This is a genomic window from Isoptericola variabilis (genome assembly GCF_050311655.1).
In the GTDB taxonomy this organism is placed as follows: domain Bacteria; phylum Actinomycetota; class Actinomycetes; order Actinomycetales; family Cellulomonadaceae; genus Isoptericola; species Isoptericola variabilis.
Genome location: NZ_JBNOZM010000001.1, coordinates 240,728 through 257,595, shown reverse-complemented (window position 1 = coordinate 257,595; position 16,868 = coordinate 240,728). Strand labels below are relative to the sequence as shown.

At 71.6% G+C, this 16,868-nt stretch carries 9 protein-coding genes; all 9 read right to left on the bottom strand.

What is annotated here, in order from left to right:
* Positions 1–51: 51 nt before the first annotated feature.
* The 9 genes from ACQP60_RS01220 to araA all read right to left on the bottom strand — a co-directional run bounded on the left by ACQP60_RS01220 (position 52) and on the right by araA (position 16,856).
* Positions 52–3,501 (bottom strand): family 43 glycosylhydrolase, encoded by a 3,450-nt coding sequence (locus tag ACQP60_RS01220; RefSeq protein ID WP_429728005.1) that lies wholly within the window; start codon positions 3,499–3,501, stop codon positions 52–54.
* A 119-nt stretch (positions 3,502–3,620) separates the two neighbouring features.
* Positions 3,621–7,532 (bottom strand): alpha-L-arabinofuranosidase C-terminal domain-containing protein, encoded by a 3,912-nt coding sequence (locus ACQP60_RS01215; protein WP_429728004.1) that lies wholly within the window; start codon positions 7,530–7,532, stop codon positions 3,621–3,623.
* A gap of 122 nt (positions 7,533–7,654) precedes the next feature.
* Positions 7,655–8,677: a galactofuranose ABC transporter, permease protein YjfF gene (gene yjfF / locus ACQP60_RS01210; protein ID WP_429728003.1), complete on the bottom strand. Its 1,023-nt coding sequence runs from the start codon at positions 8,675–8,677 to the stop codon at positions 7,655–7,657.
* A complete protein-coding gene (locus tag ACQP60_RS01205) occupies positions 8,677–9,771 on the bottom strand; it encodes an ABC transporter permease (protein WP_429728002.1) in 1,095 nt (364 codons plus the stop codon). The genes yjfF and ACQP60_RS01205 overlap by 1 nt, the downstream gene beginning before the upstream one ends.
* Positions 9,771–11,342 (bottom strand): sugar ABC transporter ATP-binding protein, encoded by a 1,572-nt coding sequence (locus ACQP60_RS01200; protein WP_429728001.1) that lies wholly within the window; start codon positions 11,340–11,342, stop codon positions 9,771–9,773. Before ACQP60_RS01200 ends, ACQP60_RS01205 begins: the two co-directional genes overlap by 1 nt.
* Positions 11,343–11,427: 85 nt before the next feature.
* Positions 11,428–12,435, bottom strand: coding sequence for an ABC transporter substrate-binding protein (locus ACQP60_RS01195; protein ID WP_429728000.1), 1,008 nt, complete (start codon positions 12,433–12,435; stop codon positions 11,428–11,430).
* Between the two features lie 236 nt (positions 12,436–12,671).
* Positions 12,672–14,237 (bottom strand): sugar ABC transporter ATP-binding protein, encoded by a 1,566-nt coding sequence (locus ACQP60_RS01190; RefSeq protein ID WP_429727999.1) that lies wholly within the window; start codon positions 14,235–14,237, stop codon positions 12,672–12,674.
* Positions 14,237–15,253: a LacI family DNA-binding transcriptional regulator gene (locus ACQP60_RS01185; RefSeq protein WP_429727998.1), complete on the bottom strand. Its 1,017-nt coding sequence runs from the start codon at positions 15,251–15,253 to the stop codon at positions 14,237–14,239. Before ACQP60_RS01185 ends, ACQP60_RS01190 begins: the two co-directional genes overlap by 1 nt.
* A 91-nt stretch (positions 15,254–15,344) precedes the next feature.
* Positions 15,345–16,856 (bottom strand): L-arabinose isomerase, encoded by a 1,512-nt coding sequence (gene araA, locus ACQP60_RS01180; protein WP_429727997.1) that lies wholly within the window; start codon positions 16,854–16,856, stop codon positions 15,345–15,347.
* Positions 16,857–16,868: the final 12 nt, after the last annotated feature.

Below are 16,868 nucleotides of genomic sequence, written 5' to 3'. Positions count from 1 at the left end.
GCTGTCAGGGCCGGCGCCGGGTATACCGCGCGCCGGCCCTGACCACTCGGGTCAGGAGAGCGGCTCGACGCCGGAGAGCGTCGGCGTCACCGGCTGGAACAGCCCGTCGTCGCCGACGTCGAGGCGGTCGATCGTCGTCTCCCGGTGGGTGCCGTCGCCGCCGGGGATGCCGAAGCGGTGGTAGGCGATGTACCAGTCGTCCGTCCCGGCGACGTTGAGGATCGAGCTGTGCCCGGTGCCGAGGATCCCCTGGGTCGGGTCCTTCTCGAGGAGCACGCCGTGGGACGTCCACGGACCGTCCACGCTCTCCGCGGTCGCGTAGCCGACGCGGTAGTTCTCCGAGCCGGTGTCGTCGATCGAGTACGTGAGGTGGTACCTCCCGTCGCGGTAGTTGACGAACAGGCCCTCGCGGAAGTCGGGCAGGCCGGCGATCCGGCGGGTCGTGCCGTTCTTGAGCGACGTCATGTCGTCGTCCAGCTCGGCGTACAGCGGGCCGTTCGACGGCCCGCCGTTGCCCCAGAACAGGTAGAACCTCCCCGTCTCCGGGTCCTCGAACGCCGCGGGGTCGATCGCCTGGCCGGACGTGACCGACCCGTCGTTGAGAATCATCGCCTCGGGCTCCGCGGTGAACGGGCCGGTGGGGCTGTCGGCCACGGCGACGCCGATCGTCTTGCGGTCGACCGACGGGTTGTGGCCCGAGAAGTAGAAGTAGTACTTCCCGTCCCGCTCGATGATCGTCGGGGCCCACGCGTTGCCGCTGGCCCACGGCACGTTCCCGTCCTCGCCGTCGAGCGTGAGGATCGGCTCGGCCGACCGCTCCCAGTCGACGAGGTCCTTCGACGTCCAGACGTAGAACGTGTTGCCGCCCCAGCCGTCGACGCCGTCCGACGTCGCGTACAGGTAGAACGTGTCGCCGAACTGCGCGATGTTCGGGTCGGCGTTGAACCCCGGCAGCGCCGGGGTGCGCATCTCGACGGCCTGCACGGTCCACTCCCGCGACGCACCGTCCGGGCCGGTCACGGTGTACGTCACCGGCTCGGTGAAGTCGCGCGTCGACCCGTTGGCCGGGCTCACCGTGGACTCGTCGGAGACCTCGAGCCGCGGCGCGAGCGCCGTGACGTCGGTGCCCGGCTCGACCGGCAGCGTGACGGTGCCCGACGCGCCGTCCACGACGGCGTCGACCTTCAGCGCGTCGAGCTCCGCCCCGCGCACAGCGGTGTGGTCGGTGCCGAGGAAGGCGACCTCGTCGGCACCCAGCGCCCGGTCGTAGAGCCGGAAGTCGCGGACGGCGCCGTGCAGGTAGCGGTCCCCGGAGTACAGCGACCGCCCGAGGTAGTTGGCCACGGTCTCCCCCGCGCCGATCTCGCCGGGGTCGATCGTGACGCCGGTCTGCCGGGCCACCTCCACCCCGTCCTCGTAGAGGACGGCCGTGTCGCCGGACAGCGTGTACGTCAGGTGCTTCCAGACGCCGCGGTCCAGGCTGCGGCCCGCGGACACCGTCTGCTCGGCGGACCAGTTCCCCGTCGTGATCGACGTGCGATAGGCGTCGCCGGTGGTGAACAGGTACCCGTCCCCCGCGGACCCGCTGGTGTTGCCCAGCCCGTAGAGGAAGTACGGCGTGCGCTGGTCGGGGTCGATCTTCACGTCCAGCGCCACCGTCACGTCCGTGAGGCCGCGCAGCAGGTGGTCCGGCAGGTCGACGAAGTCGTCCACGCCGTCGAGCGCCACTCCCCCGTCCCCGCCGGCGAACGTCGCCCCGCCCTGCAGGGACGCGGACCCGAACGCGCTGCCCTCGACGCCGTTGGCCGCGCTCGTGCCCGACGTCTCGTCCAGCGCGTACCGGGCGACGAGGCCCGGCGGCTCGGCGGTGACGGTCACGGCGACCTCCGCACGGTGCGGGCCGTTCGTCGCCGCGACGACGGTCGTGGTCCCCGGCGCGACGGCGTGCACGACGCCGTCGGCGTCCACGGTTGCGACCGCCGGGTCGGCGGAGGACCAGCGCACGCGCCGGTCGGAGGCGTTCGCCGGCTCGACCGTGGCCTCGAGCGCGGCGTCGGTGCCCTGCCACAGCTCGACCTCGGCGGGGGCCACCGTGAGCGAGGTGACCGGGATGCGCTGCGCCTGCACGGTCACGACGGCGCTCGCTCGCACGGACGCGCCGTCGGGGAGGGTTCCGGACACGGTGAACGTGGCGTGCGGGCGCGCGTAGGCCGCCGGGTCGACGTCGTCCCAGGTGACGGCCTCGGTGCCGGTGGAGCCGTCGGCGTACGTCACCGCGACCTCGTCGGGCAGCGTCGGCGCGTGCCGTGCCTGGGTGGTGACCTCCACGTCCTCGACCGACGCGACGAACGCGTCCGGCTGGTAGTGCCGCAGCAGCCGGTCGTACTCCGCCTGGGTCACGGGCAGCACCGTCCCGTGGCGGGGCCGCGACGGCATCTCGTAGTCGGTGGACATGGTCCACTCGGCCGCGTCGAGCGAGTCCGCCTCGAAGGGCACGTACCCGCGCCCGCCGAACTCGTCGATGAACAGGTACCACTTGTCCTCGGTGTTCGACCGGAAGATCGTCGGGCCTTCGCCGCGGTCGATGCCCGGCCCCGTGCTGTTCGCCTTGCCGATGCACTCCGCGACGTCGTCCCACGCCGTGGAGGTCAGGTCGGCCGACCGCTGCGACAGGACGAACTTGGAGCACGGCGTGGACGACGTGTTGTTCCGCTCGTCCTTGGTGAACCGGTAGTACGTGCCGTCGTCGTCGCGGGCCACCGTCGAGTCGATGACGGAGTAGCCGGGGTCCACCCACACCTTCGCCTCGGAGAAGGTGCGGAAGTCCTTGGTCGTCGCGTACAGCATGCGGTTGTACGAGTCGCCGGTGTGGTCGGGGTCGTCCTCGTCGTACAGCTTCGAGGCCCAGAAGACGACGTACTCGCCGCGGCTCTCGTCCCAGTACGCCTCGGGCGCCCAGGTGTTGCCCGCCGTCGGGGGCGACACCTCCACGAGGCGCGGCTCGCTCCAGGTCACCAGGTCGGTGGACTCCCAGACGACGATCGAGCGCGACCCGTGCCGCTGCGCGCCGTCCCAGTCGCCGTTGCCGTGGATCTTGAGGTCGGTGGCGACCTGGTAGAACCGGTCGCCCTCGGGCGAGCGGATGATGAACGGGTCGCGCACGCCGCCGGTGCCGAGGTCCGACGTGAGCACGGGCTCGGCGTCGTTGAGGTTCCGGTAGCGCAGCGCGTCGTTGCCCTTGCTCAGGCCGAAGTAGACCTGCTCGCCGTCGGCGTAGCCCTCGCCGGTGAAGTACGAGAACAGGTAGCCGGCGTACTCGTCCTGCCCAGCCGCCTCCTCCTCGGCGGCGGTCGCGCCGTGCGCCGCCGCAGGGGCCGCGGCGGACTCTGCGGCCGACGCGGCGGCGCCCGTCAGGCCGGTCAGGGCCGCCGGGAGTCCGACGGCGAGCGCGAGCGCGGCTGCCAGCGCCCCGCTCCGTCGTCGTGCTGTGGTGGGGGTCATGCGTCCTCCTCCTCGAGGAACTGAACTGTCGGGTGTCGACGTCGATGTCGACTCGATGTTGACGTCAACATTCTGGGCCGAGAACCGCCCCGGACGCCGTAGCGGCCGGGGCGGTTCGCCTACTTCTGCGGCGCGCGCACGGTGAGGGACCTGGTCGCCTCGCTGGGCGCGAACCGCGCGTCTCCTCCGTACCGCACGACGACGTCGTGCCGGCCGGGATCGACGCCGGACGTCGGCAGGGACACGGTGGCGCGGCCGCCGTCGAGCGTCGCGGTGACGGTCTCGCCGCCGAGCTCGACGGTCACGGCGCCGGTCGCCGCGGGCGCCGACCCGCGACCCTCGGCGGCGGTGGCCGTGACCTCGACGCGCGCGTCGGTACCCGCCACGACGGACGCGGGCTTCAGCTGGGCCCGCACCGCGCTGGCCGTGTCCCCGGTCTCCCCCGCACGATCGGGGGCGAGCCGCAGGAACGTGATCGAGTGCGCCGGGAAGTCGTAGGTGAACGACGTCCCCGCCCCCTCGAACGTCCGGTCCACCGGGACCACACGCTCCGGCCGCGTCTTGGTGTTCGTCGCCGACGGGTCGGCCGTCATCTCGGTGACCGACGCCGTCGCGGCCGGCTCGAAGCCGCCCGTGACCTCGACGTCGGTGCGCGCCACGGCGTCACCCACGTTGACCACCTTGGCGACGAGCTCGCCGGTCTCCTCGTCGTGGGTCACGACCTGGAACAGCGACTTGGTCACCGGCTCGGTGTAGGTGAGCTGCAGCTCGCCGTCGAGGTAGAGCTTGATGGTGCGCCCCTCGACCACGACCTTGACCTGGTAGTCACGACCGTTCTCCAGCGGCGTGAACGACTCCGCCGCGGCGACCTCGCCCTGGCGCGCGCCGTCGGCCCGCTCCAGCACGGACCGGGTGTTGCCCCAGCCGCCCACGTTCCACCAGTAGAAGTCGTCGCTCGCGCTCGCGCCGAACCCGACGAGGAAGCCCTCGGCGCCGCCCGTCTTCCGGGCCGTGACCTCCATCGTGTAGTCGTGCCAGTCCTCGTCGTAGGCGCCGGTGACGATGCTGCGGGCGTCCTCCACCGCGGCGTCGGACTGCACGTACCGGCCGTCCTGGACCGACCAGGTGCCGCGCTGCGCCTCCCAGCGCGACGCGTCGTCGAACGAGTCCGCGAACAGCACGTCGCCGGTCGCGTTGTCCGTGACCCGCACGTCGTCGTACTGCGCCTGCGTGGCCCACGTCGACAGGAAGACGCCGCCGTCGACGTCCGGCGGGACGACGTCGGGCCCGTCACCGAGCTCCGACGGGACCACCTGGTCACCGGCGTTCGTCATGAACATCTGCTGGGCGTAGTAGTTCACCGAGCCCCACGACTCGTCGTTGTCGAACCACATCATGTCCGGCGACCACTGCACGTAGTCCTCGTTGGCGAACATCGGCGCGTACGAGGCCAGCTCGACGACGTCGGAGTTGCGCTCCAGGCCGGTCATGTACGCCGCCTCCGCGAGCGCGTTGCCGAACGTGTTCCCCTTCGACGCGTACTCGCCGAGGAAGACGTGCGGTCCGTTCCGGTCGTACGAGTCGTACCGCTCGGTGTTCGTGAGGAACCACGACGGGTCGTTGTAGTAGTGCTCGTCGACCATCGCGACGCCCTGCTCGCGGTTGAAGTCCCACAGCTCGTCGAACCGGGTGCCGGCGTCGTCGGGGCCGCTGTTCGAGATGATCGTGACGTCGGGGAACTCCGCCTCGATGGCGTCGCGGAACGCCGGGAAGTTCTCCTGGAACTTGGGGGTGTTCTCCTCGTTACCCAGGCCGATGTACGGCAGCTCGAACGGCTCCGGGTGACCGAGCTCGGCGCGCTTGGCGCCCCACTCGGTGTCCGTGCCGCCGGTGGCGAACTCGATGAGGTCGAGCGTGTCCTGGATCCAGCGCGGGCGCTGCTCGTCGGTCATCTCGGGGATGGTCGACCCGCAGCCGTTGGCGCCCACCGACACGACGGGCAGCGCGAAGGCGCCGAGGTCCTCGGCGAACTCCAGGTACTCGAGGTAGCCGATGCCGTACGACTGGTTGTAGCCCCAGAAGTTCCAGTTGGTCGGGCGCTCCTCGACCGGGCCGATCGTCTCCTTCCACTGGTACGTGCGCCGCCGGTCCTGGCCGTCGGACTCGAGGTAGGAGTCGAACGTGCCGACGTTGGTGACGCAGCCGCCCGGGAACCGCAGGAAGCTCGGGTCGAGGGCCGCGACCTTCTCCGCGAGGTCCTTGCGCAGCGTGCTCTTGCCGTTGACCGGCCCCACCCACGTGTCCTGCGGGAACAGGGACACCATGTCGAGGCGCAGCGTGCTCTCGGCTCCCGAGGCCACCCGCAGCCGCGCGGCGTTCGTCGTCGCGGACGCCGTCACGATGGCGGTGTACTGCTGCCAGTCGTCCGAGCCGTCGACGGCGACCGTGGCGGTCCCGTAGGTCGTCGCGCCGTCGGCGGAGACGAGCGTCGCCGTGAGGTCCTGCGCGACGTCGGACCGCGCCCAGACCGAGAAGTCGTACGACTCGCCCTCGCTCAGCGCGACACCCTCGTTGTACGAGGAGTTGGCGACGCCGGTGGTGCCGTCGGACGTGACCGTGAGGTAGTGCCGGTTGCTGTCGTTGAGCCACTCGCCGCGCTCGGACTCGACGGCGACCTCGCCGCCGCCGGTCTGCTCCCAGCCGGTGAGTCCGGTGAAGGTCGCGTTGTCCTCCTTGGCGAACTCGAACGACCGGTTGCGCACCAGCTCGGCGTACAGGCCGCCGTCAGCGGCGTAGTTGATGTCCTCGTAGAACACGCCGTACAGGTCGTCGCTCATCTCCGTGCGCGCGGCGGCCGAGTCGATGGTGAGCTGCTGCTCGACGACGTCGGGCTCGCCCTCCGGGTACGCCTCGAGCAGCGCCTGCTGCTCGGCCGTGGTGATCGGCAGCACCGTGCCGTGCCGCGGGTGGCTCGGCAGCTCGGCGTCGGGCACCGAGGACCAGTCGCCGCTGGCCAGGTCGTCGGTGCGGAACAGCATGTACCCCTGGCCGCCGTGGTACGACGGCTGGTCGATCATCATGAACCACGAGTCGTCGGTGAGGGACGGGAAGACCGTGGGCCCCTCCCCCGCGGTGAACGTGCCGCCCCACGGGTTGGGCTCGCCCACGCCGACGTGCTCGGCCACCAGGTCCCACCCGTCGCCGTCGGTGACGCCCTGCGTGCGGGACAGGTCGTCGGAGGACTCCTCGCGGACGGTCATGTCCGCCTCGTCCTTGGTGAACCGGTAGTACGTGCCGTCCTCGACCGCGACGGTCGAGTCGATCATGCCCCGGCCGGCGCCACGCTCCTCGTCGATCCACACCTGCGGCTCGGAGAAGCTGCCGGCGGAGAAGTCGGGCGTCGTGGCGGACAGCATGCGCTGGTACGACGTCGCGATGTCGCGGTCCTCGGGGGCGACGTCGTCCGGGTACAGCGCGGACGCCCAGTAGACGACGAACTGGCCGGCGTCGGCGTCCCACGTGGCTTCGGGGGCCCACAGGTTGCCGGCGTTCGGCGGCGCGACCTCGACCTCCTGCTGGTCGGACCAGTGGATCAGGTCGTCCGACGACCAGACCATCATCGACCGGCTGCCGGTCTCCTGGGCGTCGCCGAAGGTGCCGCCGCCCGCGATCTTGAGGTCCGTGGCGAGCAGGTAGTACCGGCCGGTCTCGGGGTTGCGGGTGAGGAACGGGTCGCGCAGGCCCTGCGTGCCGAGGGTGGACTCGAGGACGGGCTCGCCGCCGTTGAGCGTCGTCCACGCCGTCGGGTCGTCGGCCTCGCTGACGGCCAGGAAGATCTTCTCCCCGCCGTCCTGCTCGCCGGCGAAGTAGGGGAAGACGTACGCGCCGTACGCGTCGTCGCCGGTCGGGGCGGCCTGCGGGACGGCCTCCGCGGGGGCCGCCCGGGGCGGGACGGCCGCGGCGGCCGACGCGGGCAGCGCGAGCGCGAGGGCCAGCGCCAGGGGCGCGGACCGTCGTGGTCGGAAATTCATCGTTGTAGATCCTCCGGTGAGTACGTCGTCGTACAGGTGCGGGGGGTGCAGCGTGGGACGGCGGGGCCGACGGCGCGTGCCGCCGTCCCCGCCGCCCGGACGGGCGCTCGGTCCCCGGGGGGCTACGAGCGCCGCAGCGCGAGCAGCCGCTGCAGGACCACGAAGACCAGCAGCAGCGCGCCGATGACGATCTTGGTCCACCACGAGCTGAGGGTGCCCTCGAAGGTGATGATCGTCTGGATGAGGCCGAGCACGAGGACGCCGAGGACGGACCCGAGCACGAAGCCGGTGCCGCCGGTGAGCAGCGTGCCGCCGATGACGACGGCCGCGATCGCGTCCAGCTCCATGCCCACGCCGGTCAGCGAGTAGCCCGACCGGGAGAACATGGCGAACAGCAGGCCGCCGAGGCCGGCGCACGTGCCGCTGATGACGTACACCAGCACCTTGGTGCGCGCGACGGGCAGGCCCATGAGCCGGGCCGACTGCTCCCCGCCGCCGATGGCGTACACGGTGCGGCCGAACTGCGTGTAGTGCAGCAGGTAGAACGCCACCGCGACCACGACCAGCGCGATCACCACGCTCGACGTGACACGCCACTGGCCGCCCGCCCACGTGTCCCAGGAGGCGAGGGCGACGAAGGTCTCGTCGTCGATGGGGATCGACTCCGGCGCGATGAGGAAGCACAGGCCGCGGGCGAAGAACATCGCCGCGAGGGTCGCGATGAACGGCTGCACCTCGAAGACGTGCACCATCGCGCCCACGAGGAGCCCGATGAGCGAGCCGATCAGCACGACCAGCGGGATCACGACCCCGGCCGGGACCCCCGCCCGGAGCAGGTAGGCCGCGGTCACCCCGGACAGCGCGAGCACCGAGCCGACCGAAAGGTCGATGCCGCCGGTGAGGATGACGAACGTCATCCCGACGGCCAGCACGATGAGGAACGCGTTGTTGATGAACAGGTTCGCGAGCACCCCGACGGACAGGAAGTTGTCGTAGCGCGCACCGCCCACCACGAGCAGCAGCACGAACACCACGAGCGTGCCGACCACGGGCAGGTAGCGACGGTCGACGCGCAGGCGGCGCCCGACGGCCGGCAGCGCGTCGGGGGACGGCGCCCCGGGGCGCGAGGAAGCGAGGGTCGTCATCAGGCCACCACCTTGTCCGTGGACACGTCGGCGGGCTTGTCCGACGGCGCGACCGGCGCCGTCGTGTCCCGCCGTCGCGTGCGTTCCAAGAGCTTGCGCCGCATCACGGGCGACTGGAGCAGCGTCACCGCGGCGACCACGAGCGCCTTGAACAGCGGCGTCACGAGCGGCGAGATGCCGACGTTCGTCACCGTGAGCGACAGGGTCGCGATGATGAGCACGCCGACGAACGTGCCGGAGAGCGAGAACTTCCCGCCGGCCAACGAGGTGCCACCGATGACGACGGCGAGGATCGCGTCCAGCTCGATGAACAGGCCGGCGTTGTTCGCGTCGGCCGCCATGACGTTGGACGACAGGATCAGGCCGGCCAGCGCGGAGAACAGCCCCGACAGCGCGAAGACGGTCCACACGATGGTCCGCGCGCGCACGCCCGCGAGCCGGCTCGCCGCAGGGTTGATGCCGACGGACTCGACGAGCATCCCCAGCGCGGTGCGCCGCACCAGGAGCGCGACCAGCGCGAACACCCCGAACGCCACGAGGGTCGCGACCGGCAGCCCCAGCCAGAACCCGGCGCCGAGCATCTTGAACGGCGCGCTGGTGACCGTGGTGATCTGCCCCTCGGTGATGAGCATCGCGACACCGCGACCCGCCGTCATGAGGATGAGGGTGGCGATGATCGGCTGGATCCCGAGGACGGAGACGAGGAAGCCGTTCCAGACGCCGAGCAGCAGCCCGAGCGCGAGCGCCATCCCGATCGCGAGGAGCACGGTCGTCGTGGAGGCCGGGTCCTCGGCGCCTGCGATGAAGGTGAGGGCGACCGCCCCCGAGATCGCCACGACGGCGCCCACGGAGAGGTCGATGCCGCGGGTCGCGATCACCAGCGACATGCCGAGGGCGACCAGCATCAGCGGGGCGCAGTTGCGCAGGATGTCGATCGGCGAGCCGAAGAGGTGGCCGTCGAGGATCGACACGGACAGGAAGCCGGGCCGGACGGCCGTGTTCACGGCGAGCAGCGCGACGAGCGCGACGACCGGCCAGAACAGGTGGTGGCGCACGACGGCGCCGAACCCGCCGGTGGCCTGGGACGTGGGCATCAGCGATCCCCTCCGCTCGCGATGAGCTCGACGACGTCGTCGACGCCGACGGAGTCGGTGTTGGTCAGCTCCGCGACCTTCTGGCGGTCGCGCATGACGGCGATGCGGTGGCTGAGCCGCACCACCTCCTCGAGCTCGGCGGAGATGAACAGCACCGCCATGCCGCGGGCGGCGAGGTCGGACACCAGGCGCTGGATCTCTGCCTTGGCGCCGACGTCGATCCCGCGCGTCGGCTCGTCGAGGATGAACAGCTCGGGCGCGGTGGCGAGCCAGCGCGCCAGGAGCACCTTCTGCTGGTTGCCGCCCGACAGGTTGCGCAGCAGGGCGTCGGGGTTGGCGGGCCGGATGTTGAGCGCCTCGATGTACCGGTGCACGATCTCGTCGACCTGCTTGCCGGGCAGCGGTCGCAGCCAGCCGCGCTCCGCCTGCAGGCCGAGCACGATGTTCTCGCGCACGGTGAGGTCGCCGACGACGCCCTCGGCCTTGCGGTCCTCCGAGGAGAACGCGATCCGGCGCTCGATCGCCGCGCGCGGCGTCCGCAGCCGGGTCGGGGTGCCCTTCACCGACAGCGAGCCCTCGTCGGCACGGTCGGCGCCCGCGAGCAGGCGGGCCACCTCGGTGCGCCCGGAGCCGAGCAGCCCGGCGAGGCCCACGACCTCGCCCTCGTGCACGTCCAGGTCGAACGCCTGGACGGAGCCGCGGCGGCCGAGCCCCACGGCCTGCACGAAGGGCGCGCCCTGGGCGGCGTCGGCGGTGCGCTCGGTGCGGACCTCCAGGTCCTCGAGCACCTCCATCGACCGGCCGATCATCCGCGAGACGAGCTCGCTCCGCGTGATCTCCGACGTCGGGTACTCCCCCACCCGTGCGCCGTTGCGCAGCACGGTCATGCGGTCGGAGAGCTCGAAGACCTGCTCGAGGAAGTGGGAGACGAACAGGATCGCGACGCCCTGGTCGCGCAGCCGGCGCACGACGGCGAAGAGCCGCGCGACCTCGTCGGCGTCGAGGCTGGAGGTCGGCTCGTCGAGGATGAGCACCTTGGCGTCGACCACCATGGCCCGGCTGATCGCGACGAGCTGCTGCACGGCGATCGAGTGGGCGCCGAGCGACGAGGCCGGGTCGATGTCGAGCCCCATCGTGGCGAGGTGCTCGGCCGCCCGGCGGCGGGTGCGCGGCCAGTCGATGGCGCCGAGGCGCCGGGGCTCGTTGCCGAGCATGATGTTCTCCGCGACCGTGAGGTTCTCGCAGAGGTTGACCTCCTGGTACACGGTCGCGATCCCCGCGGCCTGGGCCTCGCCGGGGCCGGAGAACCGGTGCGGCTCGCCGTCGACGAGGATCTCGCCGGAGTCGATGCCGTAGACGCCCGTGAGCGCCTTGATCAGGGTGGACTTGCCCGCGCCGTTCTCGCCCATGAGGGCGTGCACCTCGCCCGGCAGCAGCCGGAGGTCCACGCCGTCGAGCGCCTTGACGCCCGGGAACTCGATGGAGATCCCGGTCATCTCGACGACGGGGCGCACCGCCTCCGGGCGGGCGTCGGGGGTGCTGCCGGCGTCGCCGGCGTCCGATGGCGTCATCGTTGACCTTCCGTGGAGCGCGGTGGGCGCGGCGCGGGCGTCCCGCACCGCACCCACCGCGGGTCTCGGTGGAGCGTACCGACCGTCAGTACTGACGGTCCGGCAGCGCGGCCTTCGCCGCCTCCTGGTCGAAGGCCTCGTCCTGCGTGACGATGCGCTTCTCGACCTCCTCGCCGGCCACGACCTTCTTCGCGATCTCCGCGAGGTCCGGGCCGAGCAGCGGGTTGCACTCGACGATGTAGTTGATCTTGCCGTCGGCGAGCGCCTGCATGCCGTCCTTGACGCCGTCGACCGTGATGATCTTGATGTCCTTGCCCGGCACCTTGCCCGCGGCCTCGATGGCCTCGATCGCTCCCAGGCCCATGTCGTCGTTGTGCGCGAAGACCAGGTCGATGTCGTCGTACTTCTGCAGGAAGCCCTCCATCACCTGCTTGCCCTCGGTGCGGGTGAAGTTGCCGGTCTGCGAGTCGATCATCTCGATGTCGCTGCCCTCGATCGCCTCGGCGAAGCCCTTCTGGCGGTCGATCATCGGGGCCGCGCCGGTGGTGCCCTGGAGCTCGACGGCCTTGTAGCCCTCGCCGTCGTACTGCTCCTTGGCCCACTCGCCCGCGCGGCGGCCCTCCTCGACGAAGTCCGACCCGATGAACGACTCGTAGAGGGTGTCGTCCTCGGAGTCGACGGCACGGTCGGTGAGGATCACCGGGATGCCCGCGGCCTTGGCCTCCTCGAGCACGGCGTCCCAGCCGGTCTCGACGACCGGGGAGAACGCGATGACGTCGACCTGCTGCTGGATGTAGGACCGGATCGCCTGGATCTGGTTCTCCTGCTTCTGCTGCGCGTCGGAGAACTTGAGGTCGAAGCCGTTCTCCTTGGTGAGCGTGTCCTGGATGGACTTCGTGTTGGCCGCACGCCAGCCCGACTCGGCCCCGACCTGCGAGAAGCCGAGGACGATCGTGTCCGAGGCCGCGGCCGACTCGCCGCCCCCGTCCCCGCCGCCCTGCGGCGCCTGCTCGCTGCTGCACGCGACCAGCGAGGCCGCGGTGAGGGCCGCGGCGAACAGCGCCGCTCCGGCACGCCGGAAGTTCTTGCTCATGATCTCCTCCTCGAGACGCCGGCCGACCGGGAGCCCGGTCCGTGGGTCTGCTCTGACCCTCCGGCAACGCCTGTGTGACCGTTAACATAGCGGAGATGTGACCGGTCACAAAGAGGCGTTCCACGATTCGACGTCACGGTTGCGTAACGGCGTTGGTGGACTTCGCCCGAAAGCGCTGTGAGTGTGATCGTGGCCCCGTTCTCGACGTGAACGGGGCCACGATCACACCCACAACATCAGGGGTTGCCGGGACCGGGCTCGTCGAACTCGTCGACGTCGGCGGCGATCATCTCGACGATGGTGTCGACGGTGACCCCGGGCCCGTTGCTCAGCTCGCCGATCTTCTCGCGGTCCTTGAGCACCACGATGCGGTCAGCGAGGCGCACCACCTCCTCCAGCTGGGAGGAGATGAAGACGACGGCGACGCCCTCGCCCACCAGGCGCGCCACCCGGCGCTGGATCTCGAGCTTGGCGGCGATGTCGATGCCACGGGTCGGCTCGTCGAGGATCAGCACGTGCGGCCGCGTGGCCAGCAGCCGGGCGATCAGCACCTTCTGCTGCGTGCCCCCGGACAGCTCGCCCGCCGGCCGGTCCAGGTCGTCCGGCGACAGGTGCAGGGCGTCGAGGTAGGTGTCGACGACGGCGTCCTGCTCGCCGCGCGACAGCGGCCGCGACCAGCCGCGCAGCGCCTGCAGCGCCAGCACGATGTTCTCCCGCACCGTGAGCCCCGCGACGATGCCGTCGGTCCGCACGTTCTCGCTGGACATCGCGATCCGGTGCCGCAGGGCCGCCGCCGGGCTGCGCAGCTGCACCCGCACGCCGTCGAGCCACAGCTCGCCCCGGTCCGCGCGCTCCGCCCCGCTCATCAACTTGGCGAGCTCGGTGCGCCCGGAGCCGCGCAGCCCCGCGAGCCCCACGACCTCGCCCCGCGACAGCTCCAGGTCGGTCGGCTCGAGGACACCCTGACGCCCGAGGTCCGACGCGCGCAGCGTCGGCTCGCCCGCGGCCGCGTAGTGGTGCGCGAGCCGCTGCGAGCGCAGCGCCTGGAGCGCGTCGATGTCCTCCCCGAGCATCTTGGAGATCACCTCGGCGCGCTCGACGTCCGCCGTCCGGAACTCGGCGACGACCCGCCCGCCGCGCAGCACCGTCATGCGGTCGCTCACCTCGAAGACCTGCTCGAGGAAGTGTGAGACGAACAGCACCGCGACGCCCTGGTCGCACAGGCGGCGCACGACGCCGAGCAGCCGAGCGGCCTCGTCCGCGTCCAGGCTCGACGTCGGCTCGTCGAGCACGAGCACGCGCGGCTCGAGCACGATCGCCCGGGCCACCGCCACGAGCTGCTTGGTGGCGGGCGACAGCGCCGACAGGGGGCCGCGCGGGTCGATGTCCTCGAGCCCCAGCGTCGCGAGCGCGGCCGACGCCCGCGCGCGTGTGCGACCCCAGTCGATGCCGAGCAGCCCGCGCACCTCGTGGCCGATCATCACGTTCTCGGCGACGGTGAGGTGCGGGCTCAGGTGCGTCTCCTGGAAGACGGTCGCGATGCCGTCCGCGCGGCTCTGCGCGACGCTCGTCGGCGGGCTCTCGACGCCGTCCACCACGACCGTCCCCGCCAGGATCGGCAGCGTCCCCGTGAGCGCGCCGATGAGGGTGGACTTGCCCGCGCCGTTCTCCCCCATGAGGGCGTGCACCTCGCCCGGCCGCAACGCAAGGTCCACGCCGTCGAGCACCCGCACGCCCGAGCGTTCCACCGTGATCCCGCGCAGCTCGACCACGGGCGCCCGCACCTTGGACGGCGAGGCCATCAGTCCGCCTTCCTCGGCGCGGCGCTCGACGCCCGCACGACCATCTCCGCGGCGATCTTGGTCACCGCCGGGATCTCCCGGTCCTCGATCGCCGCGCGCAGGACGTCGACGACGGCGACGCCGAGCGCGTGGAAGTTCTGCCGCACCGTCGTCAGTGGGGGGATGACGTGGCGCGCCAGGGGGATGTCGTCGAACCCGACGACGCTGAGGTCGTCGGGCACCGAGAAGCCGCGGTCGTGCAGGCCGTGCACGAGGCCCACCGCCATGTCGTCGTTCGCGACGAAGATCGCCGTGTACTCGGGGAGCTCGCGGATCCCGCGCGCGAAGTCGTAGGCGAAGTCGGCCGTCCAGTCCCCCACGACGATGGGGCGCTCGCGCAGCCCCCACGACTTCGCCCGCGCGTGGAACGACCGCTCGCGCGTGCGGGCGTCGAGCCAGTCGAGCGGGCCGGCGAGGTGCAGGATGTCACGGTGCCCGAGCGAGACGAGGTGGTCGACGGCGAGCGCCGTCCCCGCCTGCTGGTCGACCGTCACGGTGAGGAACGTCGGGTCCTTGTCGGGCTTGACCACCAGCACCGGCACCCCGACGTCGATGCGACGGAGCGCGGCGATCGACGACGACCGGGGCGCGACGACGCACAGCGCGTCGACGCCGAGGGCGATGAGGTGGTCGACCGCCTCCTGCGGCGTGATCTCCTCGCCGGCGTGCAGCAGCACCGAGCTGACCTCGTACTGCGCGGCGCGGGCGGCGGACTCGACGGCGTACAGCGTGCTGGTGGGCCCGAACGTTGCCGCGCTCTCGACGAGGACGCCGATGCGCCGGCTGCGCTGGGTGGCCAGCGCGCGGGCCGCCATGTTCGGCCGGTAGCCGAGCTGCTCGATGGCCTCCTCGACGCGGCGCCGCGTGGCCTCGCGGATGTTCGGGTGGTCGTTGAGCACCCGCGACACGGTCATGTGCGAGACACCGGCGAGCTGCGCGACCTGCCGGATGTTCGGCTTGTCGGCGGGACTCGCCATGCGGGGCCTCCACGGGATGCGTCCACCGGCCGGCCCGGCGGCTCGGCGGCGTCAGCCTACCGAACCGCCGGGCACCCGCCGGTGGTCGTGCTCAGAGCCCCTGGGCGAGGCGGTAGTACACCTGGTTCCAGCGCACCTGGTCGGCGAAGCCGCGGCGCGTGGTGTCCTCGTCGATGACGAGCAGCTCGGTGCGGGCGATGTTCGCGAACACCTCGAACGCCTCGAGGCCCGCCGCCGTCGACATCACCGTGTGGTGCGCGCCGCCGGCGGTCAGCCACGCCTCGGCGGAGGTGGTGAAGTCGGGGCGCGGCGCCCACACGGCGCGGGCCACGGGCAGGTTCGGCAGGTCCTGCGTCGGCGGGACGACGTCGACCACGTTCGCGGTGAGGCGGAAGCGGTCGCGCATGTCCGCGAGCGAGACGACGACGGCGCCCTCGGTCGCGTCGGCGTCGAACACCATGCGGACCGGGTCCTCCTTGCCGCCGATGCCGAGAGGGTGGATCTCCACCCGGGGCTTCGACGTCGTGAGGGACGGGCAGACCTCGAGCATGTGGGCGCCGAGGATGAGCTCGGAGCCGGGCGTGAGGTCGTAGGTGTAGTCCTCCATGAGGGAGGCGCCGCCGGGCAGCCCCTCGCCCATGACCTTCGCGGCGCGCACCAGGACGGCGGTCTTCCAGTCGCCCTCGGCGCCGAAGCCGTACCCCTTGCTCATGAGGCGCTGCACGGCGATGCCGGGCAGCTGGCGCAGCGCGCCGAGGTCCTCGAAGTTCGTGGTGAACGCCTTGGCGCCGCGCTCGACGAGGAACGCCTCCATGGCGATCTCCTGCCGGGCCGCGTAGCGCAGCGACTCGTGCCGTTCGCCGCCCTTCCGCAGCTCGGCGACGACGTCGTACAGCTCCTCGTACTCGGCGACCAGCGCGTCGACCGCGGCGTCGTCGACGGCCTCGACGGCCTCGACCAGGTCGTTGACGCCCCACGTGTTCACGGAGACGCCGAAGCGCAGCTCGGCCTCGGTCTTGTCGCCCTCGGTGACGGCGACGTTGCGCATGTTGTCGCCGAAGCGCACCAGCTTGAGCTCGTGCGTGGCAGCCCAGCCGGCGGCGCCGCGCACCCAGGTGCCGACGCGGCGGGTCACGGCCGGGTTCGACACGTGCCCCACGACGGTGGTGCGCGCGACGCCGAGGCGCGTGGCCAGGTAGGCGTACTCGCGGTCGCCGTGCGCGGCCTGGTTGAGGTTCATGAAGTCGAAGTCGATGTCCGCCCACGGCAGCTCGACGTTCGCCTGCGTGTGCAGGTGCAGCAGCGGCTTGCGCAGCGCGTCGAGGCCGGAGATCCACATCTTCGCCGGGCTGAACGTGTGCATCCACGTGATGACGCCGAGCACCTTGTCGTCCGCGTTCGCGTCGAGCATCGCGCGGCGGATGGAGCCGGAGTCCTTGAGCACGGGCTTCCAGACGACCTTCGCGGGCACGTCGGACGAGATGTCCAGGGCCCGCGCGACCTCCTGCGACTGCGCTGCGACCTGCTCCAGCGTCTCGGGCCCGTACAGGTCCTGGCTGCCGGTGAAGAACCAGACCTCGCGGTCGGCGTACGGCTTGCTCATGGGTGTCCTTCC

Excerpts from the sequence above, each read along its gene's own strand:
- araA (WP_429727997.1), bottom strand. The coding sequence starts at position 16,856 with ATGAGCAAGCCGTACGCCGACCGCGAGGTCTGGTTCTTCACCGGCAGC.
- ACQP60_RS01185 (WP_429727998.1), bottom strand. The coding sequence starts at position 15,253 with ATGGCGAGTCCCGCCGACAAGCCGAACATCCGGCAGGTCGCGCAGCTC.
- ACQP60_RS01220 (WP_429728005.1), bottom strand. The coding sequence starts at position 3,501 with ATGACCCCCACCACAGCACGACGACGGAGCGGGGCGCTGGCAGCCGCG.
- yjfF (WP_429728003.1), bottom strand. The coding sequence starts at position 8,677 with ATGACGACCCTCGCTTCCTCGCGCCCCGGGGCGCCGTCCCCCGACGCG.
- ACQP60_RS01190 (WP_429727999.1), bottom strand. The coding sequence starts at position 14,237 with ATGGCCTCGCCGTCCAAGGTGCGGGCGCCCGTGGTCGAGCTGCGCGGG.
- ACQP60_RS01195 (WP_429728000.1), bottom strand. The coding sequence starts at position 12,435 with ATGAGCAAGAACTTCCGGCGTGCCGGAGCGGCGCTGTTCGCCGCGGCC.
- ACQP60_RS01205 (WP_429728002.1), bottom strand. The coding sequence starts at position 9,771 with ATGCCCACGTCCCAGGCCACCGGCGGGTTCGGCGCCGTCGTGCGCCAC.
- ACQP60_RS01215 (WP_429728004.1), bottom strand. The coding sequence starts at position 7,532 with ATGAATTTCCGACCACGACGGTCCGCGCCCCTGGCGCTGGCCCTCGCG.
- ACQP60_RS01200 (WP_429728001.1), bottom strand. The coding sequence starts at position 11,342 with ATGACGCCATCGGACGCCGGCGACGCCGGCAGCACCCCCGACGCCCGC.